Source organism: Corallococcus sp. 4LFB, from assembly GCF_046520365.1.
GTDB lineage: Bacteria > Myxococcota > Myxococcia > Myxococcales > Myxococcaceae > Corallococcus > Corallococcus caeni.
Genome location: NZ_JBKGHJ010000054.1, coordinates 1 through 26,702, shown reverse-complemented (window position 1 = coordinate 26,702; position 26,702 = coordinate 1). Strand labels below are relative to the sequence as shown.

Here is a 26,702-nt window from a genome sequence, read left to right as displayed (position 1 = left end):
CCTTCGCGCCCGCGGCCGCGGCGCCTTGGGCGCGCTCTTGCGGGGCCGGCGCGACGGCAGCATCACCAGTTGGAGGCAGTACACCTGTTCGAAGGTGGTGCGCGGAGGCAGGCCCGCCTGGCCGCGCAGGTACTGGTTGATCTCCGACGTGTCCGTGGACACCAGCTCCGGCTGGCTCGTGGCGGGGTTGAGCCGGTGCAGCGAGCCGGAGCCGCCCAGCTCGCGCAGCACCCGGTACGTCATCCCGTCCTGGCCCACGAACGTCAGCGCGGCCTTGCCCGAGCGCCCCGCCGACCCCACCAGGCTCGAGTCCCCGCCCCGGCCGTCCGCGAACAGCAGCGACAGCGCGAGGTTCCCCAGCGGCAGCACGTCCGCCGTGGGCGGCTTGAGGATGAGGTACCCGGTCTTCAGCGGGAAGCGCCCGGCGGGAGAGAACCCGCGGACGTTCTGGATGGCGACCTCGACGAAGTGCATGGCGCGCGCAGTCTAGCCCGAACGAAAAAAGGAGCGTCCAGTGAAGGACGCTCCTTCTCTCACGCGGCCGCGAAGGCCGCGAGAGGGTTTCTGCGGACCTACTAGCCCCGAGCGGCGGCGGCGGCTGCTGCGGCCTTGGCTGCCTTGGCGGCGGCCTTCTCAGGATCCACCTGCACGTCCACGCGCGAGGCCTTGCCCTTCAGCTCGCGGAGGTAGAACAGGCGCTTGCGGTTCACGTCGCCGCGGGTGAGGACCTCGATCTTCTCGTAGCGCGGGCTGTGGATGGGGAAGATGCGCTCCACGCCGACGCCGAAGGACATCTTGCGCACGGTGAAGGTCGCGCGGTTCGTGCCCTTGGTCTTGCGGATGACCACGCCCTCGAAGGCCTGCACGCGCTCCTTCTCGCCTTCCTTGACCTTCCAGTGGACGCGAACGGAATCACCCGTGCGGAACGCGGTGATGTCCTTGCGCAGGAACTTGTTTTCGACGTGCTCGATGAGGCTGCGGCGCATGACGGACTCCAGAAAGCGGAACTTGACGCGTAGGACGCGTGGAAAAGAGCGGGCCGTCCTAGCAGAGAGCGCCGGGACGAACAAGCCTGCAACAAAAGGTTCCGCGAGAACACGCAGGGTTACAACGCTTCTTCTTCCCTGGCGAGCAGTTTCTGATCCGCCTTGCTGAACTCCAGCCGCGCGAACAGGTCCGGCCGCCGCTCCTGTGTGAGCTTGATGGCCTTCCACCGGCGCCAGCGGGCGATGCGCGCGTGATCGCCGGACTGGAGCACGGCCGGCACCTCGGCGCCCCGGAAGACGGGCGGGCGGGTGTAGTGCGGGTGCTCCAGCAGCCCCTCCTCGAAGCTCTCCGCCACGGAGGACGCCTCGTTGCCCAGGACGCCCGGCACCAGCCGCGCCACGGCGTCCACCACCGCCATGGCGGCGACCTCTCCGCCCGTGAGGACGAAGTCGCCCAGGGACAGCTCGCCGTCCAGGAAGGGCATCACCCGCTCGTCCACGCCTTCGTAACGGCCGCAGACGAGGATCAGCCCGGCCTCGTGTCGCGCCAGCTCGCGCGCCGTGGCCTGCGTGAACGTGGGCCCCGGGGCTCATCAGCAGCGCCTTCGCGCCGGGCAGGCGGGCGCGCGCGGCCTCGATGGCGGCCACCAGGGGCTCGGGCTTCATCACCATGCCGGCGCCGCCGCCGTAGGGCGCGTCGTCGGTGACGCGGTGCTTGCCCTCGGCGAAGTCGCGCACGTCGGTGAGCGTGACGCAGATGAGCCCCTTCTCCTGGGCCTTCCCGAGGATGCTCGCGCCCAGGTAGCCGGACACCATCCCGGGGAACAGCGTGAGGAGCTCCACGGGGTAGCTCACCCGCCGTCTCCGTCGCCAGGGCCTCCAGCAGGGCCTTGCGGCCCGTCCGCCTCCAGGTACTCCGGAGGCCGGATGACGATGCGGCCCGCGGGCACGTCCACCGTCGGCACGAACTCATCCGCGAAGGGCACCACCAGCTCCGGCCGGCCCTTGGCGCGGATCACCAGGTTGGGCACTTCACCGGTGGCCCAGACCTCTTCCACCGTGCCCAGGGAGGCGCCCTGCTCGTCCACGGCGGCCAGGCCCACGAGGTCGCCCTGGAAGAACTCGCCCTCTTCAGGCGGCTCCAGGTCCTCGCGGTAGACGAACACCTTCGCGCCCACCAGCGCCTCGGCGGCCGTACGGGACTCCACGCCCTCGAAGTACAGGAGGTCTTCCTTGTTCGCCGGGCGGAAGGACTCCACGGCGTACTCGCGCTCCTCGCCGGAGCGCAGGCGCAGCCGGACGCGCTCGACGGTGCCGAGCGTCTCCGAGGCGGGGTCGAACGCACGGACCGCCACCTCGCCGCGCAGCCCGTGCGCACGGGCCACGTAGCCCAGCTCCAGACAGGCCAGCGCGCTCACCGCGCGGCGTCCGGAGCGGGCGGCACCGGGGGAGAGCCCGGGGCACGCCGGTCGTCGAGAATCTCCAGGCGGACCTTCTGGCCCTGTTTCTGGGCGGCGGCGTTGAGCAGCGTCCGGAGGGCGTTCACGGTGCGCCCATCACGGCCGATGACCTTGCCGACGTCCTCGGGGGCGACCCTCAGCTCATAGAGCCGGCCGCCATCCGCCTCGGAGATGCGCAGGGCGACCTGGTCGGTTGATCAACCAGGGCCTTCGCCAGATACGTGAGCAGCGGCTCCACGTCTTGTCCAGACGGGGGCGTGCTCAGGCGGTGGTCGCCGGGGCCTGCTTCTTCGCCGTCTTGATGAGGTCCGCGACCGTCTCGGAGGGCAGCGCGCCGCTCTTCAGCCAGTAGTTCAGCCGCTCCTCGTTGAACTGCACCTTCGCGGGGCTGTGGTTGGGGTCGTAGGAACCGACCTGCTCCAGGAACTTGCCATCGCGCGGGCTGCGCGAGTCGGTGGCAACCACGTGGTAGTACGGCATCTTCTTGGCGCCCGCGCGGGCAAGACGGAGGACAACGGCCATGGAACGCTCCAGCGAAAACGTGTGACTTCTACGGTAACAGGCGGAGGGGGGCGCTCTTAGCGCCCTGCCGACTGGATTGTCAAGGAAGCTCGGGTGCTTATGTCACGTCGGGGCTTCCGCGGCCGTCTCGTCCCGGTTGGCGAGCTGACCACAGGCCCCGGCGATGTCCCGGCCCCGGTTCTTGCGGATGTATGCCGCGACGTGCGCCTCGGCAAGGATGGCCCGGAACTCCTCGGCCCGCTGCTCGCCCGTCGTCTGGAACCCCAGGCCGGGGTTCTCGTTGTAGGGAATCAGGTTCACCTTCGCGGGGATGTCGCGCAAGAGCTCTCTCAGCCGGTGCGCGTCCTCGTCGGTGTCGTTGAAGCCCTTGAGCAGCACGTACTCGAAGGTGATGCGCCGGCCCTGGCGCAGCGGGAACTTGCGGCAGGCGTCCAGGAGCGCCGCGATGTTCCACTTGCGGTTCACCGGCATGGTCTGGCTGCGCTGCTCGTCCGTGCTCGCGTTGAGCGAGATGGCCAGCTTGACGTCCGTCTCCTGGCCGAAGCGCTCGATCATGGGCACCAGGCCCACGGTGGAGACGGTGATGTGCCGGTGGCTGAAGTTGGGCCCCTCCTCCGACTGGAGGATGGAGAGCGCCGTCTTGAGGTTCTCGAAATTGTGGAGCGGCTCGCCCATGCCCATGAACACCAGGTTCGTGAGCGGGCGGAGCGTCTCCAGACCTTCGTTGCGGCGCACCTCGCGGTTCACCGCGTGCACCTGGGCGACGATCTCCCCGGGGGTGAGGTTGCGCTTGAGGCCCAGCGTGCCCGTCATGCAGAACGAGCAGGCCATCGCGCAGCCCACCTGGGTGGACACGCAGAGCGTCTTGCGGTCCTCCGCCGGCATGTAGACGGACTCGATGAAGCGCCCGTCGCGCGTCTTGAAGCGGTACTTGATGGTGCCGTCGACGCTGCGCTGCTCCAGGTCCTTCACCAGCGGGACGATCTCCGCCTGGACCTTGAGCTTCTCGCGCAGGGCCTTGGACAGGTCCGTCATCTCGTCGAAGGACGTGGCGCCGCGCTGGTGCAGCCAGCGGTAGAGCTGCGCCGCGCGGAACGGGCGCTCGCCCAGCTGCTCGCTCAGGAACAGCGCGAGCTTCTCGCGCGACAGGCTGGCCACGTCGGTCAGCTTCGCGGGGGCCGGCACCGGCAGGGGCTCGGTGACTGGGAGGGCTGTGGCGGTAGGCTCTGACATCGTTCAGTCGGGGCTAACGAAGGGAAATGGGGCGTGCTTCCCACAAGAAGGCACGGCAAGTCAAAGGAGAGCCCGTCCCCTCCCCTGCCTACCCCTTCGAGTCGTGGTGCTCGGCGACGCCGCGCTTCCAGTAACCCGTCACCCGCATCCAGCTCTTGTTCAGACCGCGCTCGTTCACCAGGTGTTCCCGGATGGGCTTGAGCGACGTGGACTCGCCGGCCACGAACACGAAGCCGTCCCCGGCCGGAGGCGTCCAGGCGCGCAGCGCGTCCTCCAGGTGCCTCGTCGTGCCGGCCTCCGCGCCGCCCCGGTGCAGCCAGGTGAGCGTCACGTCCGCCTTGCTGACGATGGGCTGCTCCTCCGCCGCGTCCGCGACCTCGATGAAGGCGAACGCGCGCCTGCCCGCCGGCAGCTCCTCCAGGCGGCGGGCAATGGCCGGCAGCGCGCTCTGGTCCCCCGCGAGCAGGTACCAGTCGAAGTCGTCCGCCACGTCGTGCGTGCTGCGCGGACCGCCGATGCCCATGAAGTCGCCGGGCTTCGCCTGCGCGGCCCACATCGACGCGGGGCCCTCGCCGTGCAGCACGAAGTCGATGTCCAGCTCGTTCGCCTTCGGGTCGAAGCGGCGCGGCGTGTAGTCGCGGGACGCGGGCTTCGCGAGCCCCTCCGGCATGGCCAGGCCGTGGGCCCCCACCACCGGCATGTTCGGCCTCTTCACCCCAGGCTCCGCGAAGAAGCACTTCACGTGATCATCCGCGCCAGGGGACGAGAAGCCCTCCAGCTCCGGGCCGCCCAGCGTCACGCGCACCATGTGCGGCGACAGCCGCGTCACGCGCAGGACCTCCAGCAACCGCAACTTCACCGGGAACGGCCCCCGACGGGCCACGCGCTCCGAATCGCCGCTCATGCGTGCTTCCTTGCCGATTGTGATTTTCATTATCGGTAGCAAGGACCGTCCGGGAGGGCAACCGGATACGGCAGGCGCTCGGGCTCGCGTGAAAAGACGACGGCCCGGGTCCGCGCCGCGTGGGGCGTGGACACCGGGCCGCTGTCACGACCTGGGGCTGCTTCAGGCCTTCTGGATTTCCGTCTCGCGGAAGAAGTACGCGACCTCGTTCTTCGCGTTCTCCAGGCTGTCCGAGCCGTGGACCGTGTTCGCGTCGATGCTCTGGGCGAAGTCCGCGCGGATGGTGCCCTTGTCGGCCTTCTTCGGGTCCGTGGCGCCCATCAGGTCGCGGTTGGCGAGGACGGCGTTCTCACCCTCCAGCACCATCAGGACCACCGGGCCGGAGATCATGAAGGACACCAGGTCCTTGAAGAACGGACGGGCCTTGTGGACGGCGTAGAAGCCCTCGGCCTCCGCCTGAGACAGCTGCTGCATGCGGATGGCGACGGGCTTCAGGCCCTTCTTCTCGAACCGGGAGATGATCTCGCCGACGTGGTTGTTCTTCACACCGTCCGGCTTGATGATCGACAGCGTACGCTCGATGGCCATGGTTTGGCTCCTCGTGTGTGTGTATTCGCGGGGATGAATGCTTAGCGGTTCTTCTTCGGGGGGCCGCGCTTGACGGCCTCCTGCAGCGTGGTGCCCAGCTCGGCGGGGCTCGCGGCCATCAGGATGCCCGCGGCCTCCATCGCCTTGATCTTCTCCGTGGCCGTGCCCTTGCCGCCGGAGATGATGGCGCCCGCGTGGCCCATGCGCTTGCCCGGGGGCGCGGACTGACCGGCGATGAAGCCGGCGATGGGCTTGGTGAACTCGCGCGCGACGTACTCGGCGCCCTCCTCCTCCGCGCTGCCGCCGATCTCACCGATCATGATGACGGCGTCCGTCTCCGGGTCGGCCTGGAAGAGCTTCAGCACGTCCACGAAGTTGGTGCCGTTGACGGGGTCGCCGCCAATGCCCACCGCGGTGGACTGGCCCAGGCCCAGCTGCGTGAGCTGGTGCACGGCCTCGTAGGTCAGCGTACCGGAGCGGGACACCACGCCGATGCGGCCCGGCTTGTGGATGTGGCCCGGCATGATGCCGATCTTGCACTTGGCGCCGGGGGTGATGACGCCCGGGCAGTTCGGGCCGATGAGGCGCACGCCCGGCTTGCCCTGCAGGTAGCGCTTGGCGCGCACCATGTCGTTGACCGGGATGCCCTCGGTGATGGTGATGATGAGGGAGATGCCCGCGTCCGCGGCCTCCATGATGGAGTCCGCGGCGAAGGGCGGCGGCACGAAGATGACGGACGTGTTCGCGCCCGCCTGCTTCACCGCGTCGGCGACCGTGTTGAACACGGGAACCTTGCCCTCGAAGGTGGTGCCGCCCTTGCCCGGCGTGACACCGCCCACAATCTTCGTTCCGTACTCCAGCATCTGCTTGGCGTGGAACGAGCCCGCCGAGCCGGTGATGCCCTGGACGAGGACCTTCGTGTTCTCGTTGACGAGGATGCTCATGGCGTTCTTTCAGGAAAGAGGGGGCGAAGGCCCTACTTGATGGCCGCCACGGCCTTCTCGGCCGCCTGGCGCAGGTTGTCCGCGGGGGTGATGGCGAGCCCCGAGTTGCGGAGCAGTTCCTTGCCCTGCTCCACGTTGGTGCCTTCCAGGCGCACGATGAGCGGGATCTTCAGCTGCACTTCCTTCGCCGCCGCGATGATGCCTTCCGCGATGACGTCACACTTCATGATGCCGCCGAAGATGTTGACGAGCACCGCCTTGACCTGCGGATCCGCGAGGATGAGCTTGAAGGCCGCCGTCACCTTCTCCTTGCTCGCGCCGCCGCCCACGTCCAGGAAGTTGGCCGGAGCGCCGCCCACCAGCTTGATGGTGTCCATGGTGGCCATGGCCAGGCCCGCGCCGTTCACCATGCAGCCGATGTTGCCGTCCAGCGCGATGTAGGCCAGGTCGTACTCCTTGGCCTGCGTCTCGCGGGGCTCCTCCTCCGCCAGGTCGCGGTACTCCAGCAGCTCCTTGTGCCGGTAGAGCGCGTTCTCGTCGAAGGTCACCTTCGCGTCGAGCGCCACCACGCCGCCGCTCTTGCGGATGACCAGCGGGTTGATCTCCACGAGGGACGCGTCCGTCTCCACGTACATCTTGTAGAGCGCGGAGCAGAACTGGACGAACTTGTTCACCGTGGGGCCCGTCAGGCCCAGGCCGAAGGCCAGCTCGCGGCCCTGGAAGTCCGCGAAGCCCACCGTGGGGTCCACGGAGGCGCGGAGGATCTTCTCCGGGTGCTTCTCCGCCACTTCCTCAATCTCCACGCCGCCCTCGGTGGACGCCATGAAGGTGATGCGGCTGGTGGCGCGGTCGAGCGTCACGCCCAGGTACAGCTCCTGACCGATGTCGAGGCCTTCCTCGATGTAGACCTTGTGGACCTTCTGCCCTTCCGGGCCGGTCTGGATGGTCTTGAGCATCATGCCCAGCATCTGCCGGGTCAGCTCCTTGGCCTCCGCGGGGCTCTTGGCCAGCTTCACGCCGCCGCCCTTGCCGCGGCCGCCCGCGTGGATCTGCGACTTCACGACGACGACGGGCGTGGCGAGTTCCTTCGCCGCGGCCTCGGCCTCATCGGGAGAGAGCGCGAGGATGCCGCGCGGCGTGGGCACGCCATACTTCCGGAAGAGTTCCTTGCCCTGGTACTCGTGGATCTTCATCGAATCTCCGGGTGGGACGAGGGGAGACGAGGACAGCCCCTACACGGGGCGTCAACGCGGGCCCTCATTGCGCAGAAAACGACGGATGGCAAGGCCGTTTGGCCCCCAGCGTCTCGACGGGACACAGGCCCTGGCCCCGGGGATAACACCCGGTGTCCGGGCGAATGAGGCGGCCTTCACCCAAACGGGCACGGCCCCGCCCGGCGCCCCACCGACAGGGGACGCTGGCACGGGGCCGCGAGGACGCCAGGACGGCGGGCGGGGAGGACTACCCCGGACCGCTGGACGCCTTCTGCTCCTCTTCCTTGAAGAAGATGTCCTTGATCATCAGCTTGCTCACCTCGCGGTTCATCACCGCGATGGAGGTGGTGAGGGGGATCTCCTTCGGGCAGACCTTCACGCAGTTCTGCGCCTTGCCGCAGTCCTGGATGCCACCGGGGCCCATGAGGGCGCGCGTGCGCTCCTCCGCGTTCAGCTTGCCCGTGGGGTGCATGTTGAACAGGCGGGCCTGGCTGATGGGCGCCGCGCCGATGAAGTCGTTGTCCTGCGTCACCTGGGGGCACGCCTCCAGGCAGCTGCCGCAGGAGATGCACGTGGACAGCACGTACATCACGGACTGGTCCTTCTGCGACTGGCGCGGGCCGGGGCCCAGGTTGTACGTGCCGTCGACGGGGATCCACCCCTTCACGCGCTTGAGCGACTGGAACATGCGGTCGCGGTCCACGGTGAGGTCGCGCACCACCGGGAACTTCTTCATCGGCTCCAGGGTGATGGGCTGCTGGAGCTTGTCCACCAGCGCGGAGCACGCCATGCGCACCCGGCCGTTGATGTTCATGGCGCAGCTGCCACACACCTCCTCGAGGCACGCGGCGTCCCACACCACGGGGGCCACCTTCTTGCCCTCCACGGTGACGGGGTTGCGCTGGATCTCCATCAGGCAGGAGATGACGTTGGCGCCCTTCGTATAGGGGACCTTGAACTCGTCGAAGTGCCCCGGCTTGTTCGGATCATCCTGCCGCCAGATGCGGAAGGTGACGGTCTTCGAGCTGACGGCGCTGGCCTGTGCGGTGTCCATGGTGCGGCTGCCCTTCCCTTCACTGCCAAATCAGGTGGCGGAAACCCGCGCCGTGGAAGCGCGCGGGCCCGAAAAAGCAACGAACGCCTTACGCGTACCAGCGGGGCTCGGGGTCCAGCACCGGCGTGGGCAGGTCCTGGTAGGAGATCTGCGGGCCCTGGGAGGCGTACGTGGCGATGGTCGTCTTCGCCCACTTCTCGTGACGCTTGCGCCACAGCTCCATCCACTGCGGATCCTCGCGCGGGTCCTTCGACTTGGGCTCCGGCAGGGAGAAGTCCGGCTTGTAGTGGGCGCCGCGGCTCTCGTCGCGCAAGAGCGCGCTGGTGGCGATGACTTCGCCCAGCTCCAGCATGTTCCAAACCTGGTTGGTGTAGGAGAGCGCGCGGTTGGCGACGACGCCCGTGTCCAGCACGTTGACGCGGGTCCAGCGGTCCTTCAGGTCGCGGATGCGCTCCACCGTCTTCTTCAGGCGGTCGTTGTAGCGCACCACGGTGCAGTTCTCCGTCATCACCTCGCCCAGCTCCTTGGCGAGCTGGTACGGGTTCTCCGCGCCGTTCATCTGCTTGATGGTGGCGAAGCGGTCCTGCCAGTACTTCTTCGCGTCCGCGAAGTACTTCTCCGGCATCGCCGCGGCGCTGGTCGTCTGGCTCTTGGCGAAGGACGCCATCGCCGGGCCGCCGATCATTCCGGAGTAGATGCAGGACAGCAGCGAGTTGGCGCCCAGGCGGTTCGCGCCGTGGAAGGCGTAGTCCGCCTCGCCGGCCGCGTACAGGCCCGGGATGCGCGTGCTCTGGTTCACCGGGCTGCCGTCCAGCGGCGTCTGGGTGCGCGAGTCCGCCTCGAAGGAGACGTGCAGGCCGCCCATCGAGTAGTGCATGCCCGGGAAGATGACCATGGGCGTGTGGCGCGGATCATCTCCGACGAACTTCTCGTAGATCTCCATCACGCCCTTGATCTTCGCGTCGAGCGTCTTGGCCGGGATGTGCGTCACGTCCAGGTACACGCCGTCGCGCCCGCCCAGACCCATGCCCAGGTCGCGGCAGACCATGAAGATCTCGCGCGTCGCCACGTCGCGCGGCACCAGGTTCTTGTACTTGGGGTACTTCTCCTCCAGGAAGTACCAGCGCTCGCTCTCCGGGATCTCCCGGGGGTTGCGCGTGTCGCCCTTCTTCTTGGGCACCCAGACGCGGCCGCCCTCGCCGCGCACGGACTCGCTCATCAGGCGCAGCTTGTCCTCGCCCGGGATGGAGGTGGGGTGCACCTGGATGAACTCGCCGTTGGCGTACAGCGCGCCTTCCATGTACGCGCGGCCCGCGGCGGTGCCGGTGTTGATGATGGAGTTGGTGGAGCGCCCGAAGACGATGCCGGGGCCGCCCGTCGCCAGGCACACCGCCTCCGCCGGGAAGGTGCGGATCTCCATGGTGCGCAGGTCCATGGCCACGCTGCCGATGCAGCGGCCGGACTCGTCCTTCACCGTGCCCAGCCACTCCCAGTACTCGTACTTGGTGACCTTGCCCTCCGCCTCGTAGCGGCGGACCTGCTCGTCCAGCGCGTAGAGCAGCTGCTGGCCGGTGGTGGCGCCCGCGAACGCGGTGCGGTTGTGCAGGGTGCCGCCGAAGCGCCGGAAGTCCAGCAGGCCTTCCGGCGTGCGGTTGAACGTCACGCCCATGCGGTCCAGCAGGTAGATGATGCCGGGCGCCGCGTAGCACATGCCCTTCACGGACACCTGCTCCGCGAGGAAGTCGCCGCCGCGCAGCGTGTCCTTCACGTGGATGTCCGGGTGGTCGCCCTCACCCTTCGTGTTCACCGCGCCGTTGATGCCGCCCTGGGCACAGACCGAGTGGGAGCGTTTGACCGGGACGAGCGAGAGCACGTCCACCTGGTGACCCGCCTCCGCCAGCTTGATCGTCGTCATCAGCCCGGCCAGACCGCCGCCCACCACCGTGAATCGCGCTGCTGCCGCCATCATCGTCTCCTTGACCACTGGACGCCCGGGGGGGTGCCTTCACGGGGGGCCGCTGAAGTCCTGCTTCGCGGCACGTTCCCCGCTCCCGTGATCCAGTGCGAGTCCAACACGCTAGTTAACTTGGAAAAATGCCGCCGCAACGACGGTGCGCCGGACGATAAGCCCGGATCATTCACAGCATCAGGCGGGGCCCGCCAGCAGGATTCCGGCGGGCCCGACCGACGGACCGGGACTACAGCTTGACCAGCTCCACGGTGCCCTTCACGGACGCGAAGGACTTGTTCATCTCCGCCTTCTCCGCGTCGTTCAGCTCCACCTCGATGATCTTCTCCACGCCATTCGCGCCGATCTGCGCGGGGACGCCGAAGAAGAAGTCCTTGATGCCGTACTGGCCCTTGAGCAGGGCCGCGGCCGGCAGCACGCGCTTGCGGTCGAAGAGGAAGCTCTCCGCCATGGCGATGGAGGAGGAGGCCGGGGCGAAGTAGGCGCTGCCCGTCTTGTACAGGCCCACCAGCTCCGCGCCGCCCTTGCGGGTGCGGTCGATGATGGCGTCCAGCTTGTCCTTGGCGATGAGCTGGGTGAGCGGCACGCCGCCCACGGTGCTGTGGCGCACCAGCGGGACCATGTCGTCGCCGTGGCCGCCGAGCACGAGCGCCTCCACGTCACGGATGGAGCAGCCCAGGGCCTCGGCCACGAAGCACTTGAAGCGGCTGGTGTCCAGCACGCCCGCCATGCCCACGACCATGTTGTCCTTCAGGCCGGCGATCTTGTGGAGCGCGAACACCATCGCGTCCAGCGGGTTGGCCACGTTGATGACGAAGGCGTCCGGGGCGTGCTGCTTGATGTTGCCCGCCACGTCCTTCATGATCTTCAGGTTGACCTCGAGCAGGTCCTCGCGGGACATGCCGGGCTTCCGGGGCACGCCGCCGTGATGATGATCACGTCCGAGCCCGCGACGTCCTTCCAGTCCGTGGAGCCGGTGACGCGGCAGTCGTAGCCGTCCACCGCGGAGAGCTGGTTGATGTCCAGCGCCTTGCCCTTGACTAGGCCCTCGGCCGCCGGGATGTCGTAGAGCACCACGTCGCCGAGGTTCTTCTGGACCGCCAGCAGCGCCAGGTTGCCGCCGATCTGACCGCCGCCAATGAGGCCGATCTTCTTCTTCTTGTGAGCCATGGTTTCGCCCTCCTGCTTTGGGGTGGGGACTACATGTGCTTGATGATGGCCTGACCGAACTCGGAGCACTTCACCTCGGTCACGGACTCCTTCGTCTCCAGCTTCATCAGGCGCGCGAAGTCGTACGTCACGGTGCGCGCCGCGATGGCCTTGTCCATGCCCTTGATGATCAGGTCCGCGGCCTCGTGCCAGCCCATGTGGCGCAGCATCATCTCACCGGAGAGGATGACGGAGCCCGGGTTCACCTTGTCCAGGTCCGCGTACTTCGGCGCGGTGCCGTGGGTGGCCTCGAAGACGGCGTGGCCGGAGACGTAGTTGATGTTGCCGCCCGGCGCGATGCCGATGCCGCCCACCTGCGCCGCGAGCGCGTCCGACAGGTAGTCGCCGTTGAGGTTCAGCGTGGCGATGACGTCGAACTCGTCCGGACGGGTCAGCACCTGCTGCAGGGTGATGTCCGCGATGGAGTCCTTGACGATGATCTTCCCGGCGGACACCGCGGCCTTCTGCTCCGCGTTGGCGGCGTCCTCGCCCTTGGCGGCCTTGGTGGCCTCCCACTGGTCCCAGGTGTAGACCTTGTCACCGAACTCACGCGCCGCGAGGTCGTAGCCCCACTTGCGGAACGCGCCCTCGGTGAACTTCATGATGTTGCCCTTGTGGACCAGCGTGACGCTCTTGCGCTTGAGGTCCACCGCGTACTGGATGGCGGCGCGCACCAGGCGCTCCGTGCCTTCCTGGGACACGGGCTTGATGCCGATGCCCACGTTCGCGGGGAAGCGGATCTTGCCCGCCTCCTTGGGGAACTCCTGCTTCAGCCAGCCCAGGAACTTCTCCGCCTGCGCGGTGCCGGCCTCGAACTCGATGCCCGCGTAGATGTCCTCCGTGTTCTCACGGAAGATGACCATGTCCACCTTGTCCGGCTGCTTCACCGGGCTGGGCACGCCCTTGAAGTAGCGCACGGGCCGCAGGCAGACGTACAGGTCCAGCATCTGGCGCAGCGCCACGTTCAGCGAGCGGATGCCACCGCCCACCGGCGTCGTCAGCGGGCCCTTGATGCCCACGAGGTACTCGCGGAACGCGGCGACCGTCTCGTCCGGCAGCCAGTTGTTCACCTGCTTGAAGGACTTCTCGCCGGCGAGCACCTCGTACCAGGAGATCTTCTTCTTGCCGCCGTAGGCCTTCTCCACCGCCGCGTCGAACACGGCCTGCGAGGCCTTCCAGATGTCGCGGCCGGTGCCGTCGCCCTCGATGTAGGGGATGATCGGGTTGGACGGCACGGTCAGCTTGCCGTTCTGCAGGGTGATCTTCTCGCCAGAGGGAGGCGCCATGAACGCAAACTCCTGATTGAGACCGGGGTCTTGAGAGGCGGCGGATAGTCGGGAACCCGCCACCGGTCGTCAAGGAGTTTGGCCGCACGTCCCCCTGGGTTCGTCGCACCCGGGGCGTGCCGCGCTTATCGCAGCCAATGGTCCGGAAGCAGGATCGTTTTTCCGGATTCTGGAGCGGGCTAGAAGCTCGCGAGCCCCGGCGCCGGCAGCTGGACGCTCACCGCCGTCCCCTCCTCCAGGTGCTCCAGCGCAAGCTCACCGCCCATGGCGTCCACCAGCTCCCGCGCCCGGGCCAGGCGCCGCTGGGTGTTCCCCACGCGCAGGGGCGACAGCACCACCGAGCGCGTCTCCCGCTCGGAGAGGCTCACGCCCGGCATCACCACCTGGAAGCGCGGCCCCACGTCGCCAAAGTCGTCCGGCGGCTCCACCACCACCCGCACGGCCTGGGCCGCCGGCGGCGCCGCGTCCGCCGCGTGGGCGACGAGCAGCAGCAGGACCTGCTCCAGACGGCGCCGACTGACCCGGGCGATGACCGGGTCCTCGGGGAGCTCCAGCGACACCTCCACGCCGTGCAGCCGCCGCGTCGCGCCGAGCAGCTCCAGCGCGTCGCGCACGGACACCGCCACGTCCACCTGGAAGACGTCCGGGATGTCCACGGGCTCCAGCCCCTGACTGCCGAACGGCGCTTCCGCGTCCCCCGGCGAACCCTTCACATCCAGCGCTGCGCTCATTCGTGGCTCCCTCTCCCCCAGCCCGGAAGCGCCGACCATAACGGCCACCCCTGACAGGGTCCATTGCCTGACGGCGCCGGGTCTCCCCCTTCTTTCCTGGAGAGGAGCGTTACAGCCCGGCGCCACTTTGCTGATAAAGACGCGCACGCTGGGTCCGTATCGCTCCTCGGAAAACCCGTATACGTCCGGTCAATTGCGACCCAGGGTGAGTCAGGGCCAGAGACGGAAAAACAGCACCGGCATATAAATTCGATTTGACTGTTACGGCCGAGATCTCCATGATGTGGACCCAGAATCCAGAGCCGCCAGCGTCTCCAGTGAATCAGGGAGGAAGTGTTGTGCTCGCAACATCGCCGACCACCAATGGTACCGCTGCCCGCAAGAGGGGAGTCCTGACGATGGATGGAGGGATCCCGGCGTCCTCGAAGTTCAGGCATGCGATCGAATTCGGCAGTGGCGACGCGCTGCGCAACGTGATTCCCCTTCCTCCCGCTGAAGCCGCCCTGGATGACTCGGGCTATTCGCTGCACGGCACCGGCCCCGCGGCCATCACCTGCGCGGTGGGCCGGCCGGACGCGGTGCTGGGTGACGTGACGCGGCTGTCCCCGACGGTGGTGTGGGTGGCCCCCCGGCAGCCGCTGGTGGACACGACCGAGTCGCGCACCTTCCCCGTGTACCTGGCGTGCAACGGCGCCACGATTGGACCGCTCAATGGCGCCTTCATCCGTACGGACATGGACGTCCCGAACGCGCCGGTGGGGCTGCAGCTGGTGGGCGTGACGCTGGAGCAGGGCCGGCAGATTCTGGGCTTCCTGGCGGACGCGCTGCGCCAGGGCGTGGCGGTGCCGGCGGCCTCCGCGCTGCCCGTGCAGGACACCATCGCGGACCCGGAGCGGATCCGCTCCATCTTCACCGCCATCTGCGCCGCCGGGAACAAGGGCGTGCTGCGCCGCCAGGGCCGGGTGGTGCGCATGGTGCTGGAGCGCTTCCACGCCGCCACCGGTCAGCTCGAGTGGCGCACGGAGGATGCCACCCCGGACTTCGGCGAGCCGTCGTACGACATCGACGTCATCGGCTACAACTCCGCCTACCGCCTGCGCGCGGAAGCGGGCCGCAGCGAGGGCGACCGCCTCTTCACCACCCTGCCCGCGCAGCTGTTCCGCATCCGTCACCGCTGGCACCGCCGCGTCCCCGCCCCCGAGGGCGTGCACGCCCGGTTCCACCACCCGCTCTGGCGGGAGCAGGGGCTGCTGCGCCGCGAGGTGCTGGACCTGTCCTTCTCCGGCCTGTGCATGCGCTGCCAGCCGCAGGACCTGCTCTTCCCCGGCCTCCTGCCGCCGCTCATCGAGCTGGAGCTGGGCGACGGCCAGCGCGTGAGCGTTCGCGGGGAGATCCGCTACGTCAGCAGCGTGCGCCAGGACGGCACGGTGCTGTGCGGCCTGAGCGTGCTGCCCTACTCCTCCGACGAGGCGCGCTGGGTGCGCTTCGTGTCCCAGACCCTGTCCCCGGCCACGCGCACCAGCGAGGGCCTGGTGGATGAGCTGTGGGACCTCTTCAACCGCTCCGGCTTCTTCAGCCTGGGCGGCAGCACCCCGGCGGAGTTCGAGGAGCTGAAGCAGAACTTCGCGTCGCTCGCGAAGCGCGCCGCGGAGGTGCCGCAGCTGTTCTGCAACGCGGTGTGGCCGTCCGAGCGCGGCATTGAAGCGACGCTGTCCTTCACCAAGCCGTACCGCCACGCGTGGCTGGGCCACCAGGTGGCGAAGCGGCCCGGCAAGCCGCCGCCGGGAGTGCAGGAGGCGGGCGCCATCATGCGCGACCTCTACCTGCGCACCTTCGAGCACCCGCAGAGCGACCCGGACTTCCACTGGGTGGTGGCCTACGTGGAGGCCCTCAACCCGTGGATCAACAAGGCGCACGTGAAGTACGCGCAGCGTCAGATGGAGGCGGGTTCGAGCCTGGCCTTCACGCGGAAGATCCAGAAGATGAAGGCCTTCAGCCACGAGCTGACCGGCCGCGTGCACCCCTACAGCGTGGGCCCCGCCACCGCGAGCGAGCTGAGCCTGCTGGCCGCGACCGTCGCCCAGCAGTTCCCCGAGTGCTACGTGCAGTCGCTGGACCTCACCCGCGACCGGCTGGACATGGGGCCCGTCACGGCGAAGTGGAAGAGCTTCGGCATGGAGCGCGAGCGCACCGTGCTGGTCGCCCGGCGCGACGGCGTGCCCTGCGCCGCCGCGGTGCTGGAGCTGGGCCAGCTGGGCGCGAACCTCTTCCGCCTGCTGGACAACACGCGCCTGTTCTCCCTGCTGGGGGACGGAACGCGCGCGTACTCCGCCCTGCTGGACGCGGCCCGCCGCTGGTACGCCGCGCGCAACCGCCCCTCCTTCCTCTACCTGCGCGAGGACGAGGGTGGCGACTACGTGCAGGAGTGCGGCCTGCACGACGGGCCGGACCCCTACCTGTGGATCATCTCCTCCAAGCTCGTCCCGGACTTCCTCGAGCACATCAGCGAACTCACCATCGGGCGCCGTGGTGCCCACTCCCGTTGAGGACCCCCCATGAACAAGCCCCTCGTCGAAGAGCAGTACCTCCCCCACGTCACCGACGTCCGTCACCTGCTGGCGACCGGCCCCCACGTGACGACGCTGCTGGATCCGAACGTGGAGCCCGCCCTGCTGGAGGCCTTCCTCATCCAGCTGTGCGCCCTGGGCGTCTACATGACGGAGCCCGTGGACGGGTGGATCCGCCGCGCCGGTGAGGCCTGTGTGAAGGCGGGCATGGTGGACGTGGGCGAGAAGCTCATCACCCACGCCAAGCACGAGGCCGGCCACCACCTGATGATGGTGGAGGACACGAAGAACCTGGTGGCCGGCTGGAACGCGCGCCGCTTCCCCAAGCTGGACGCGGAGGCCCTGCTGGCGCAGGCCCCCACCCAGGCCATGCAGGAGTACCGGCAGATCCACGAGGAGACCATCGCGGGCCCCATGCCGGGCGGCCAGGTCGCCATCGAGTACGAGATTGAAAACCTGTCGGTGGTGTTCGCGCCCCGGCTCATCGAGCAGTGCAAGCGCGTGCTGGGCCCGGACGTGATGAACTCGCTGTCGTTCATCAAGGAGCACGTGGAGCTGGACGTGGGCCACACGGCGCTCAACGAGGTCATGCTCAACAAGCTGCTGGGCCAGAAGCCCGAGCACGCGGCCACCATCGGCAAGACGGGGGCGCGCGCGCTGGACATCTACCTGCGCTTCTACGGCGACTGCATGGCGAAGGCGAAGCAGCTGCTCCAGTCCGCCGCCGCCTGATGCTCGAGCGGTGCTCAGGCGCCGAGCTGCGCCGCCCGGCGTGACCCGCGGCTGCCCCAGCGGGTCAGCGGGCGCACGGCCTGCTTCAGCGAGGCGTGGACCTGCGTGACGCCCGCGCGGTTCGTGGCCGCGTAGACGTAGCGGTCCGGGCGCAGGACGACCAGGTCCGCGGCGTGCTGGGCGAACCACTCGCCCAGCCTGCCCTCCAGATCCACCACCTCGCCGGAGCGGCCGCGCCGGTGCGCGCCGCCGGCGCGACGGACAGCCACACGCCGCCGATGTCCTCCGCCAGCGCCTGGCGGCCTGCTGGACCTCCGCGGGCGCACCCGGCCGCGTCAGCACCGCGAAGCGGTGGCCGATGACGTCATCCAGCGGGCGCTCCCCTTCCTCGCCGTGCTCCACGCGCGGCTGCGGGAAGTAGGCCCCCTCCGCCGCCTGCTTGGACTTGCCGCGCTTGCCGCCGAAGAGGAACCCTTCCGCGTGGAAGAGGTTCGGCTTCATCTTGTACTCGCGGATGAAGGGGCCGGTGACGGGCATGTGGTACAGCAGCTTGATGAAGGCGTTGCGCGCGCGGGCCACGAACGGGCCGCCCGACGCCAGCATGGAGCCCAGCGAGTCCGACAGGCGCATCATCTCCGCGGCGTGCGGCCGGCGCTCCACCTCGTAGGTGTCCAGCAGCGACGCGTCCGCCGCGCCGCCCAGCACGTGCGCCAGCTTCCAGGTGAGGTTCGCGGCGTCGCGCAGGCCGGAGCACAGGCCCTGGCCCAGGAAGGGCGGCATCAGGTGCGCCGCGTCCCCGAGCAGGAACACCCGGCCCACCCGCCACTTCTCCGCCATGCGGCTGTGGTAGGCGTAGAGGTTGACGCTCTTCACCTTCACGGTGTCCGGATCAATGAAGGGCGCGATGACGCTCCGCACGTACTCGGGGCTCTTCACGGACTCCAGGTCCTGCCCCGGCTTCACCACCGTGTCGAAGCGCATCTCGTCGTGCGCGGTGCGCGTCACGATGCCCACGCGCTCCGGGCCGCAGGGGTAGTAGGTGAAGTCCGGCGCGGACGACGGCGTCTCCACGGAGATGGCCAGCGCGTGCTCCAGCGCCGTGGTGCCCTCCAGCTTCAGGCCCAGCCGGCGGCGGATGCCGCTCTTGGCGCCGTCGCACGCCAGGAGGTAGCGCGCGCGCACCGTCATGGTGCGGCCAGTGACGTTGTCCTTCACGCGCACCGACACGCCCTCGTCGTCCTGCATGAAGGACTCGACTTCGTGGCCGCGCCACAGGGTGACGTGCGCGAAGCGCTCCAGGCCGCGGTGCAGCGCGGCCTCCATGCGGGGCTGGTTGAACAGCGAGCCGATGGGGTGGCCGTTGGGGCGCTCCACCTTGGTGAAGTCCACCTCGGCGAGCATCCGCATCTCGTCGTCCACGTAGGTCATCTTCAGGCACGGGTGGAAGCCCGGCCCCAGCTCGCCCGTGAGACCCGCGGCCTGGAAGATGCGCTGCGCTTCGTCGTCCGCGTTGATGGCGCGGGACTGGGTGTGCGCGGTGGTCTCCTTCTCGATGACCACGGTGCGCAGGCCGTATTGCCCCAGCAGGTTCGCCGCCATGGCACCCACCGGGCCGCTTCCGACGACGATCACATCAACAGATTCCGGAGCCATTACTCCCTCCCGTTGTGTGCGAGCTGATCCGTTTTGAACCGTGCGACCGGACGACCGAAGCCCCCCTCGGTCGTAAGTAATAATACCTATAAATTCTGGCAACCCCACACCCAATGCGCTGTTTCAGCGCATTCCGGGTTGCCCGGGCCCCGAGTCAGAAACACCCGGTCCGCCCCATCCCGACCGCCTGATAATGAAACGCACCCCTCCGGAAACCTTGCAGGGCTGATCAGCACTCAGGGTCCGCTGTCTGCCTTTCGGACAGTGATTTCCTGCAACGCTTCAAAGTTTTGCGTTGACGGCAGGAATTGTGGGGGTTGTTGGGACTCCGGGGTCCGCGGATGTACGCGGATAGCCCTGGAGGGCGCCCCTTGTACGTCGCTCCGGACTGGGCGACAGTGCCGGAATCACCTCCCCCCTGAGCCCCTTGGAGCGCCCAGCGATTATGCCCAGACTGCAACTTTTTGAATTAGAGGATCAGCCCTGGTTCCCGAAGGTGCTTCGCCGGGGGGTGACGGACTTCCTGGCGTACGTGTGGAGCCTGTCGGACGACCGCTATTCGGAGTTCGTGAAGCGGCTCAAGGGCGCGATGGCGGCGATGGGTGAGACGCAGCTGCTGGACATGGCGTCGGGCAGCGCGGGGCCGGTGCCGAAGCTGCTGGAGATGCTGGAGACGCAGGAGGGCTACAAGGCGACGGCGCTCCTGACGGACCTGTACCCGGAGATCTCCGCGTTCGAGAAGGTGAAGGCGGCGAACCCGGGGCGCATCGACTACGTGACGACGCCGGTGGACGCGACGGCGGTGCCCGCGACGTTCAAGGGCTTCCGCATCATGTGCAACTCGTTCCACCACCTGCCGCCGGAGATGGCGCGCAAGGTGCTGGCGGACGCCGTGGCCCAGCGCCGGGGCATCGCCATCATGGAGCTGGTGGAGCGGCGCGGGCCGGCCATCGCGATGACGGCGGCGGCGCTGATCAACGTCCCCCTGACGACGCCCTTCATCCGCCCGGTGCGCGCGGACCGGCTCGCCCTCACCTACCTCATGCCGCTCATCCCCATCGCGGCGGCCTTCGACGGCGTGGTGTCCTGTCTGCGCACGTACTCCGTGGAGGAGATGCGCGAGCTCACCCACGGCCTGGGTGACGACTACGTGTGGGAAATCGAGCGGCTCACCAACCCCGGAAACCCCTTCGGAATGATGATGCTCATTGGCCGACCCGCCAATGCCTCGCAGGCTTGAGTGGGCTGTCAGCAGGAGGTCACTGACGCCCCCGGTCAACGCGGGGCGTCGTGATTTCCAGGTTTGAAGGGGGTTCAATGGCCGCTCCTTCAAGGAGGAGCAGGCTCATGGAATGGCTCGAATTCAAGCGCTGGTCTCCCGAAGTCCAGCACGCGCTGGCACTGCAGGCGGCCCGGTTGGGCCAGACGGCGATGCACGCCGAGCCGCCGCGGCCGACCGCGACGATGGTCGCCGCGCACCGGCTGTGCACGCTGCTGCGCCAGTATCCGCGCACCAACCCCTGGGGACACCCGGCGTCGGAGTGCTGAGACGCTGAACGAAGCACCCGGCCCGTCCGTGGGAACGCCACGGGCGGGGCGGGCGCGCCGGGGGTGGCTTCAGGCCCCGGTGGGGGTCCAGGCCACTCGCAGGTGCTGGATGGAGCGGATGGTCAGCGACTGCGTCGTGCCGAAGTCCGGGTTCTCCTCCAGCCGCAGGTCCGGGAGCAGATCCAGCAGCAGGTTGGTGGCGATGACCGCCTCCAGCCGGGCCAGCGGCGCTCCGATGCAGAAGTGGATGCCCCGGCCAAAGCCCAGGTGCGTGGGGTGGTGCCGGGAGATGTCGAAGTGCTCCCCGTCCGCCAGCAGCGAGGCGTCACGGCTTCCGGACGCGTAGAGCAGGAGCAGCCGCGAGCCCTTGGGCAGCGCGACGCCCGCGAGCTCCACGTCCTCCATCGTGGTGCGGATCATCCCGTGCGCCACCGAGTCGAAGCGCAGCGTCTCCTCGATGAGGTGCGGCACCAGCGAGCGGTCCTCGCGCAGCCGCTGCCAGAGGCCGGGCTGGAGCAGGGCCTGCTTCCAGCACTGGGCGAGCAGCGCCGTCGTCGTCTCATGGCCCGCCGCCAGCATGCTGCCGGCGATGGCGATGATCAGCTCCGGCAGCGTGAGCGCCTCGCCGTCCGCGTCGGTGGTGACCAGGTAGCTGACCAGGTCGTCCCGGGGCTCGTCGGTCCGGGCGCGGATGAGGCGGGCGACGTAGTGCTGGAAGGTGACCCAGCTGCGCGCCAGCGGCGGCTGCTCCTCCGCGGGGACGCGGGTGAAGATCATCCGGAAGAAGTCGTCGCACCAGCGCTTGATGTCCGCCATGTCCTCCTGGGGGACGCCCGCCATGCCCAGGATGACCCGCACGGGCAGCGGGTACGCGAACTGCGTCACCAGGTCCGCGTGCCCCTTCTGCGCGAAGGCGTGGATGAGCTCCTCGGAGACGGCGCGGATGGGGGCTTCCTGCGCGGCGATGCGCTGGGCGGAGAAGCCCCTTCCCAGCAGCTTGCGCAGCCGGGTGTGCGCGGGCGGATCCGAGTTGATCAGGCTGTCCGCCAGGGGATAGCCCTCGGCGAGCACCGAGAGCGTCTCCGGGGAGAGCACCGACCCCATGTTGCCCAGGTCCGCCGACGAGTAGCGCGACGGGTCCTTCAGCACATGGCAGATGTCGTCGTAGCGGCTCACCAGCCACATGCCCAGCATGGGGTTGTAGCTGACGGGCGCGTCCCGTCTCAGCTCCGCGTAGAACGGATGCGGGTCCTCGACGTGAGGTCCCGCGAACGGGTTGTACTGGGCACCCAGATGGGGGCACTTCATGGCGGCTGGGGCCTTGCCGCCATGCGGGTCGACGTGGATTGCTTCGGACTGCCCTTCCACCTTCACTGCTTCCACTGCGGTACTCACCGTGAGCTTCCTCTCAGGATCCCCCCACGGTGTAATATTATAACCCGACCTGACAGGTCTTCTCAGCGAGTCTTGTGAACCCCATCCATCCGGAAATCAGGGTTGTTAGGACCCTGGCTGATACGGGGGATGAGACAGAGCGTGTTTCCGGAGGACGGGGCGCTCCACCTTGCTCATGGCGTTGCGCGGCAATGTCTCCATCGCGACAAAGCGGTGAGGCACCTTGAAGCGCGCGAGCGACTGGCGGCACCACGCGTCCAGGTCTCCGGGCAGTTCGTGGCCGGGGCGCAGGACGACGAAGGCGACGGGGACCTCGCCCCAGTGGGGCTCCGGCACGCCGACGACGGCGGACTCCAGGATGGCGGGGTGGTTGGCGAGCACGGCTTCGATCTCCGCCGGGTAGAGGTTCTCCCCTCCCCGCACGATGAGGTCCGTGCGGCGCGACAGGAGGGTGAGGCGTCCCTTCGCGTCCAGCACGCCCACGTCCCGAGTCCGCAGCCAGCCGTCGTGGAAGGCGTCGCGCGTGGCGTCGGGCTGGTTCCAGTAGCCGGACATCAGCGTGGGGCCGCGCACCTCCACGTCGCCCTCCTGCCCTTCGCCGAGCGGCGCGCCGTCCGTCCCGACGACGCGGACCTCCAGGCCCGGCAGGGGCGGCCCCGCGGTGCGGCCATCCGCTTCGCCGGGGCGTTCGGTGGTCACCTGGGAGCAGGCCTCGGTGAGGCCGTAGGTCTGCAGGGCGCGGAGCCCGGCGGCGCGGGCCCGCGTGAGCAGCGCCGTGGGGACGGGCCCCCCGCCAATCAGCGCGCACTGGAAGGTGTCGGGCAGCGGGCGGTCCTGCCTCGCGTCCAGCACGCGCTCCAGCGTGGTGGCGACGAAGCTGGCGTGCGAAGCGCCCTCCGCGTCGATGGCGCGGTTGACCGCGTCCGCGTCGAAGCGCTCGTGCAGCAGGAGGCAGCCGCCCTCGTACGCGGTGCGCGTGAGCATGGCCAGGCCGCCGACGTGGAACAGGGGCAGCGTGCCCAGCCAGCGCGGCGCGGGGTGCTCGCCCAGGTTCGCGGCGGAGGCCTCGCACGAGGCACGGAAGGCCCCTTCCGTGAGCACGGCGCCCTTGGGCCTTCCCGTGGTCCCGCTGGTGAAGAGGATGACCCGGGGCGTGTCCGCGTCCCAGGCGCGCGCGGGCACGGAGCTCGGGGTCACGCCGTCTGGGAAGGCCTCCAGGGACTCCGCTCCGGGGAGCCGGTCGCGCAGGGCTTCGAGCGCCAGCGTGAGCCGGGGCTCGACGGCCTCCAGCAGCGGCCGCAGCTCCGCCGGGGTGAGGCGGGCGTTGAGCGGCGCGAACACCGCGCCCAGCCGGCCCAGCGCCCAGAAGAGGAAGGTCACCGCCGGGTGGCTCGTCGACAGCAGCGCCACCCGGTCGCCCTGCCCCACTCCGCGCGCGGCCAGGGCTCCGGTCCAGCGCGTCACCGCTTCGTCCAGCGCGCGGAAGGTCCAGGTCTGATCCGCGAAGCGCAGCGCCTCCGCGTTGGGATGCAGACCCGCGCCCTCGCGGATGGGGCAGTCGTGGATCATGGCCTGGCAGCTCCGTGAGTGGGACGGCCGCGGCGCATGGCTCAGCGGTCCCAGAGGAGGTCCGGGTTCAGTCCCAGCCCGGGCACGTCGCGCAGCCGCACGAGTCCCCCGTGGGGTTGATAGGGATGGTCGCGCGGTTCGTCCACGAAGAGCCGCCCCACGGCGAGCCCGGAGGCCAGCTCTCCCGACGGCAGCGCGGAGGCCAGGTGCGCGGCGCCGGCGCGGGCCACCACGCCGTCGATGGAGCTGGTGACGAACGCGTGCATGCCCAGGTGGGCCGCTCGCAGCGCCACCACCATGGAGGGCAGCCAGCCCCCCCGAGCACCATGGCTTGATCACCACCGCGCCCACCGCGGGCCCGCCGCCCAGGTCCATCGTGAGCAGCGTGCGCACGGCCGCGGGCGTCGCAAGCGTCTCGTCCGCGGCGATGAGACACGGCGCGCGGCGCTGCACGCGCCACAGCGCCTGCAGGTCCTCCGGAGGCGTGGGCTGCTCCACCAGCTCCAGGTCGTACCAGCCCAGCCGGTCCAGGGCGCGGTTGGCCTCGGGTTCGGACCAGCCGCCGTTCGCGTCCAGGCGCAGGCGCACGCGGGGGCCCACGGCCTCGCGCACGGCGCGCACCCGGGCTTCATCCTCGTCCAGCGAGCGGCCCGCGACCTTCACCTTCAGCGTCTGGAAGCCCTCCTCCACGGCCTCTTGCGCCTGCCGGGCCAGCGCCGCCGGCTCCTCCGCGCCCAGCAGCGCGTTGACCAGGACCTCCTGCCGCGCCTCCTCCGCCAGGAGCCAGCACAGGGGCACGCCCTTGCGCTGGGCCAGCAGATCCAGCAGCGCCAGCTCCAGGCCGTGCTGCGCGGCGGGGACGGGCTCCCCGGTGTCGATGAGCCGGATCCGCGCACCGCGCTGGCGCAGCTCCTCGCTGGCCGACGGCACGAGCGTGGCTTCGATGCCCTCGATGCTGTCCTCCAGCGACTGGCCCTTGAGGGAGCTCAGCCACGCGCGCAGCACCGTGTGCGTCAGCGTCAGCGGCTCCGTGCCGAACTCCGGCAGGGGCATCGCCTCGCCCTGCCCCACGCGGCCGTCCTCGTCCCGCAGCCGGATGAGGAACCCGTCGCGCGTGGCGTAGGTGCCCCTCGCCGTCTTCAGCGGGTGGGCCAGCGTGAGGTGCAGCGGAGTGAGCGTCGCGTCGGTGATGCGCATGCCGCCCCTTCAGCGCAGGTACAGCCCGACCGCGAACAGCAGCCCGAACACCATCTGCAGCTTCGCCGTCCCGCCCAGCGCGGGGTTGAGCGCCGCGCCCTCGGCCTTCAGCATCAGCTTCAGCGGCGGCACCACCAGCGGCAGGCTCAGCAGCGGCAGGAAGGCCCAGGCGCTCGCGTAGCCCCGGGCGAACAGCACGAACGGCGTGACGTAGGACGCCACGAGCAGCAGCACGTACTCCGCGCGGCCGAAGCCCTGACCGAAGCGCACCGCCATCGTGCGCTTGCCGGCCTTCACGTCCGTGCTCGCGTCGCGCTGGTTGTTCACCACGATGAGACACGTGCCGATGGCGCCCACCGGCACCGACGCCCACCAGGCCGCCGGGCTCACGACGCCGGCCTGCACGTAGTACGTGCCCGTCACCGCGACGATGCCAAAGAAGATGAGCACGAACAGGTCGCCCAGACCGAGGTAGGCCAGCGGGAACGGCCCGCCCGTGTACGCGTAGCCGCACAGCAGCGAGGCCACTCCGATGGCCACGATGGGCCACCCGCCCACCGAGACCAGGTACAGCCCCACCAGCGTCGCCAGCGCGAAGCACCCGAGGCCCCCCATCAGCACCGCGCCCGGCGCGATGAGCCCGCTCTGCGTCACACGCCTGGGCCCCAGGCGCTCCTCGGTGTCCGCGCCCTTCTTGAAGTCGTAGTAGTCGTTGATGAAGTTGGTGCCAATCTGGATCAGCACCGCGCCCAGCAGCGCCGCGAGCGCGGGCAGCACGCGCCCCACGCCGTCGCCGTACGCGAGCGCCGTGGCCACCAGCACCGGCACCGCGCCCGCCGTCAGCGTCTTCGGACGCACGGCCATCAGCCACGTCTTCAGCGTGGGCCGGGGAGGAGCCGCATCGGAGGGATTGGAAGCCAGGGTGCTCACGGGTGGACGGCCTCTCGCGCCAGGATGGCGGGTTCGAACTGCGGCGCTTCGTACCAGGGCGTCTGGAGGAACGAGAGCACTTCGCGCACGTACTCCTCCGGCGCCTCCAGGTGCGGGGCGTGCGTGACCCCGGCGAAGGCGTGGCGCCACACCACCGGCAGCTCCGCCGCCATGCGCCGCGCCAGGGTCGTGAACTTCACGTCCTGGTCGCCGGTGAGCAGCAGCGTGGGCAGCCGCTGCCGGTGCAGCGACGGCCAGTAGTCCGGCTGCACGCCCAGGCCCAGCGTCTCCAGCGCCCCGGCGAGCCCCTGCGCCGTGCACGCCTTGCGGCGCTCGCGCAGCGCGGCCTGCTCCGGCTCCGGCAGGCGGCGCAGGCCGTCGAAGAGGGGCAGCGCCTCCCACCGCTCCACGAAGGCGTCCACGCCCTTCGCGCGGATGAAGTCCACGAGCTTCGCGTCCGCCTCGCGCCGCTCGGAGCGCTCCTGGCGGCGGTGCAGGCCGGGCGAGCCGCTCTCCATGATCAGCCGGCCGAAGCACTCCGGCGCCTGGACCGCCGCGCCCAGCGCGAGCCTGGCGCCCTGCGAATAGCCGAGCAGATCCACGTGGCCGCCCAGCCCGCGCGCCAGCTGGACGATGGCGTCCACCGTCTCGAGGAAGCCGTCGCGTCCCGTCTTCTCCGGCAGCGGCGTGCGGCCGTGGCCGGGCAGGTCCACCGCCACGACGCGCACGGAGCGGCCGAGCAGCGGACGCAGGTGTCCGAACGAAGCGCCGCTGCCGGTGAAGCCGTGCAGCGCCAGGAGCGTATGGGGGCCTTCGCCCCAGGTGTCATAAGCGAGCGTCACGCCCATGGTCCTTCTCCCAGTGCGGTGGCCATCCGCGTGAAGAGGTGTCGGTGTGCATCCACGTTGGTGGCCCGGTCCACCTGGACCTCCACCAGGTGGAGGCCGCCTTCCAGCCCGGTGTGCACCGCCGCGCGCAGGGCCGCGGGCGTCGTGGGGCGCTGGAAGCGGG

General features: G+C 69.4%; 21 protein-coding genes and 6 pseudogenes. 4 read left to right on the top strand and 23 right to left on the bottom strand.

Annotated elements, in window-relative coordinates; genetic code table 11:
* The 16 genes and pseudogenes from ACLEQD_RS08880 to ACLEQD_RS08805 all read right to left on the bottom strand — a co-directional run.
* A pseudogene (locus ACLEQD_RS08880) lies at nt 1–474 on the bottom strand (chromosome segregation protein SMC); the annotation flags it as partial.
* A gap of 101 nt (nt 475–575) precedes the next feature.
* Nucleotides 576–986, bottom strand: coding sequence for a 50S ribosomal protein L19 (gene rplS / locus ACLEQD_RS08875; RefSeq protein ID WP_410383067.1), 411 nt, complete (start codon nt 984–986; stop codon nt 576–578).
* A 119-nt stretch (nt 987–1,105) separates the two neighbouring features.
* Nucleotides 1,106–1,802, bottom strand: a pseudogene (gene trmD, locus ACLEQD_RS08870) (tRNA (guanosine(37)-N1)-methyltransferase TrmD).
* Between the two features lie 35 nt (nt 1,803–1,837).
* Nucleotides 1,838–2,404, bottom strand: a complete 567-nt coding sequence (gene rimM / locus ACLEQD_RS08865) for a ribosome maturation factor RimM (protein WP_410383066.1) — start codon at nt 2,402–2,404, stop codon at nt 1,838–1,840.
* Nucleotides 2,401–2,684, bottom strand: a pseudogene (locus tag ACLEQD_RS08860) (KH domain-containing protein). Before ACLEQD_RS08860 ends, rimM begins: the two are co-directional and overlap by 4 nt.
* A 23-nt stretch (nt 2,685–2,707) precedes the next feature.
* Complete coding sequence (gene rpsP, locus ACLEQD_RS08855) at nt 2,708–2,968, bottom strand: 30S ribosomal protein S16 (RefSeq protein WP_014397299.1); 261 nt, start codon at nt 2,966–2,968, stop codon at nt 2,708–2,710.
* A gap of 102 nt (nt 2,969–3,070) precedes the next feature.
* Nucleotides 3,071–4,201 carry a 23S rRNA (adenine(2503)-C(2))-methyltransferase RlmN gene (rlmN, locus tag ACLEQD_RS08850; protein WP_410383065.1) on the bottom strand — a complete coding sequence of 377 codons (1,131 nt, stop codon included), beginning with the start codon at nt 4,199–4,201 and terminating at the stop codon, nt 3,071–3,073.
* Nucleotides 4,202–4,289: 88 nt separating this feature from the next.
* A complete protein-coding gene (locus tag ACLEQD_RS08845) occupies nt 4,290–5,105 on the bottom strand; it encodes a siderophore-interacting protein (RefSeq protein ID WP_410383064.1) in 816 nt (271 codons plus the stop codon).
* A 162-nt stretch (nt 5,106–5,267) separates the two neighbouring features.
* The gene (ndk, locus tag ACLEQD_RS08840) at nt 5,268–5,693 is read right to left on the bottom strand and encodes a nucleoside-diphosphate kinase (RefSeq protein ID WP_410383063.1); all 426 of its coding nucleotides are present in this window, start codon (nt 5,691–5,693) and stop codon (nt 5,268–5,270) included.
* A gap of 41 nt (nt 5,694–5,734) precedes the next feature.
* On the bottom strand, nt 5,735–6,637 hold the full coding sequence (gene sucD, locus ACLEQD_RS08835) for a succinate--CoA ligase subunit alpha (RefSeq protein WP_410383062.1): 903 nt from the start codon (nt 6,635–6,637) through the stop codon (nt 5,735–5,737).
* Between the two features lie 32 nt (nt 6,638–6,669).
* The gene (gene sucC, locus ACLEQD_RS08830; protein WP_410383061.1) at nt 6,670–7,830 is read right to left on the bottom strand and encodes an ADP-forming succinate--CoA ligase subunit beta; all 1,161 of its coding nucleotides are present in this window, start codon (nt 7,828–7,830) and stop codon (nt 6,670–6,672) included.
* 268 nt (nt 7,831–8,098) lie between these two features.
* Nucleotides 8,099–8,905 (bottom strand): succinate dehydrogenase iron-sulfur subunit, encoded by an 807-nt coding sequence (gene sdhB / locus ACLEQD_RS08825; protein ID WP_410383060.1) that lies wholly within the window; start codon nt 8,903–8,905, stop codon nt 8,099–8,101.
* An 88-nt stretch (nt 8,906–8,993) separates the two neighbouring features.
* Nucleotides 8,994–10,871 (bottom strand): succinate dehydrogenase flavoprotein subunit, encoded by a 1,878-nt coding sequence (sdhA, locus tag ACLEQD_RS08820; protein ID WP_410383070.1) that lies wholly within the window; start codon nt 10,869–10,871, stop codon nt 8,994–8,996.
* A 232-nt stretch (nt 10,872–11,103) separates the two neighbouring features.
* Nucleotides 11,104–12,044: pseudogene (mdh, locus tag ACLEQD_RS08815) on the bottom strand (malate dehydrogenase).
* 29 nt (nt 12,045–12,073) lie between these two features.
* The gene (icd, locus tag ACLEQD_RS08810) at nt 12,074–13,369 is read right to left on the bottom strand and encodes an NADP-dependent isocitrate dehydrogenase (protein WP_410383059.1); all 1,296 of its coding nucleotides are present in this window, start codon (nt 13,367–13,369) and stop codon (nt 12,074–12,076) included.
* Between the two features lie 179 nt (nt 13,370–13,548).
* On the bottom strand, nt 13,549–14,100 hold the full coding sequence (locus ACLEQD_RS08805) for a sensor histidine kinase (protein WP_410383058.1): 552 nt from the start codon (nt 14,098–14,100) through the stop codon (nt 13,549–13,551).
* Nucleotides 14,101–14,498: 398 nt separating this feature from the next.
* On the opposite strand from ACLEQD_RS08805, the gene ACLEQD_RS08800 reads away from it, so the two are divergent.
* Together ACLEQD_RS08800 and ACLEQD_RS08795 are read left to right on the top strand one after the other, a co-directional pair.
* Entirely contained in the window at nt 14,499–16,646 is a 2,148-nt protein-coding gene (locus ACLEQD_RS08800; protein WP_410383057.1) for a hypothetical protein, read from the top strand.
* A gap of 9 nt (nt 16,647–16,655) precedes the next feature.
* Nucleotides 16,656–17,399, top strand: coding sequence for a hypothetical protein (locus ACLEQD_RS08795; RefSeq protein WP_410383056.1), 744 nt, complete (start codon nt 16,656–16,658; stop codon nt 17,397–17,399).
* Nucleotides 17,400–17,413: 14 nt separating this feature from the next.
* On the opposite strand, the gene ACLEQD_RS08790 is transcribed toward ACLEQD_RS08795, so the two are convergent.
* On the bottom strand, nt 17,414–17,668 hold the full coding sequence (locus ACLEQD_RS08790; RefSeq protein ID WP_410383055.1) for a hypothetical protein: 255 nt from the start codon (nt 17,666–17,668) through the stop codon (nt 17,414–17,416).
* A 64-nt stretch (nt 17,669–17,732) separates the two neighbouring features.
* Nucleotides 17,733–18,998: pseudogene (locus tag ACLEQD_RS08785) on the bottom strand (FAD-dependent monooxygenase); the annotation flags it as partial.
* 499 nt (nt 18,999–19,497) lie between these two features.
* On the opposite strand from ACLEQD_RS08785, the gene ACLEQD_RS08780 reads away from it, so the two are divergent.
* Nucleotides 19,498–20,292, top strand: coding sequence for a hypothetical protein (locus tag ACLEQD_RS08780; protein WP_410383054.1), 795 nt, complete (start codon nt 19,498–19,500; stop codon nt 20,290–20,292).
* A 107-nt stretch (nt 20,293–20,399) separates the two neighbouring features.
* Entirely contained in the window at nt 20,400–20,600 is a 201-nt protein-coding gene (locus ACLEQD_RS08775) for a hypothetical protein (RefSeq protein ID WP_410383053.1), read from the top strand.
* A gap of 69 nt (nt 20,601–20,669) precedes the next feature.
* Here the strand turns inward: ACLEQD_RS08775 and ACLEQD_RS08770 are convergent, their stop codons facing one another.
* The 5 genes and pseudogenes from ACLEQD_RS08770 to menH form a co-directional block, all read right to left on the bottom strand.
* On the bottom strand, nt 20,670–21,995 hold the full coding sequence (locus ACLEQD_RS08770) for a cytochrome P450 (RefSeq protein ID WP_410383052.1): 1,326 nt from the start codon (nt 21,993–21,995) through the stop codon (nt 20,670–20,672).
* Between the two features lie 105 nt (nt 21,996–22,100).
* Nucleotides 22,101–23,564 (bottom strand): o-succinylbenzoate--CoA ligase, encoded by a 1,464-nt coding sequence (gene menE / locus ACLEQD_RS08765; RefSeq protein WP_410383069.1) that lies wholly within the window; start codon nt 23,562–23,564, stop codon nt 22,101–22,103.
* Nucleotides 23,565–23,996: 432 nt separating this feature from the next.
* Nucleotides 23,997–24,761, bottom strand: a pseudogene (locus tag ACLEQD_RS08760) (mandelate racemase/muconate lactonizing enzyme family protein); the annotation flags it as partial.
* A 9-nt stretch (nt 24,762–24,770) separates the two neighbouring features.
* Complete coding sequence (locus ACLEQD_RS08755) at nt 24,771–25,625, bottom strand: 1,4-dihydroxy-2-naphthoate polyprenyltransferase (RefSeq protein WP_410383068.1); 855 nt, start codon at nt 25,623–25,625, stop codon at nt 24,771–24,773.
* Nucleotides 25,626–25,687: 62 nt separating this feature from the next.
* A complete protein-coding gene (gene menH / locus ACLEQD_RS08750; RefSeq protein WP_410383051.1) occupies nt 25,688–26,539 on the bottom strand; it encodes a 2-succinyl-6-hydroxy-2,4-cyclohexadiene-1-carboxylate synthase in 852 nt (283 codons plus the stop codon).
* Nucleotides 26,540–26,702 lie beyond the last annotated feature (163 nt).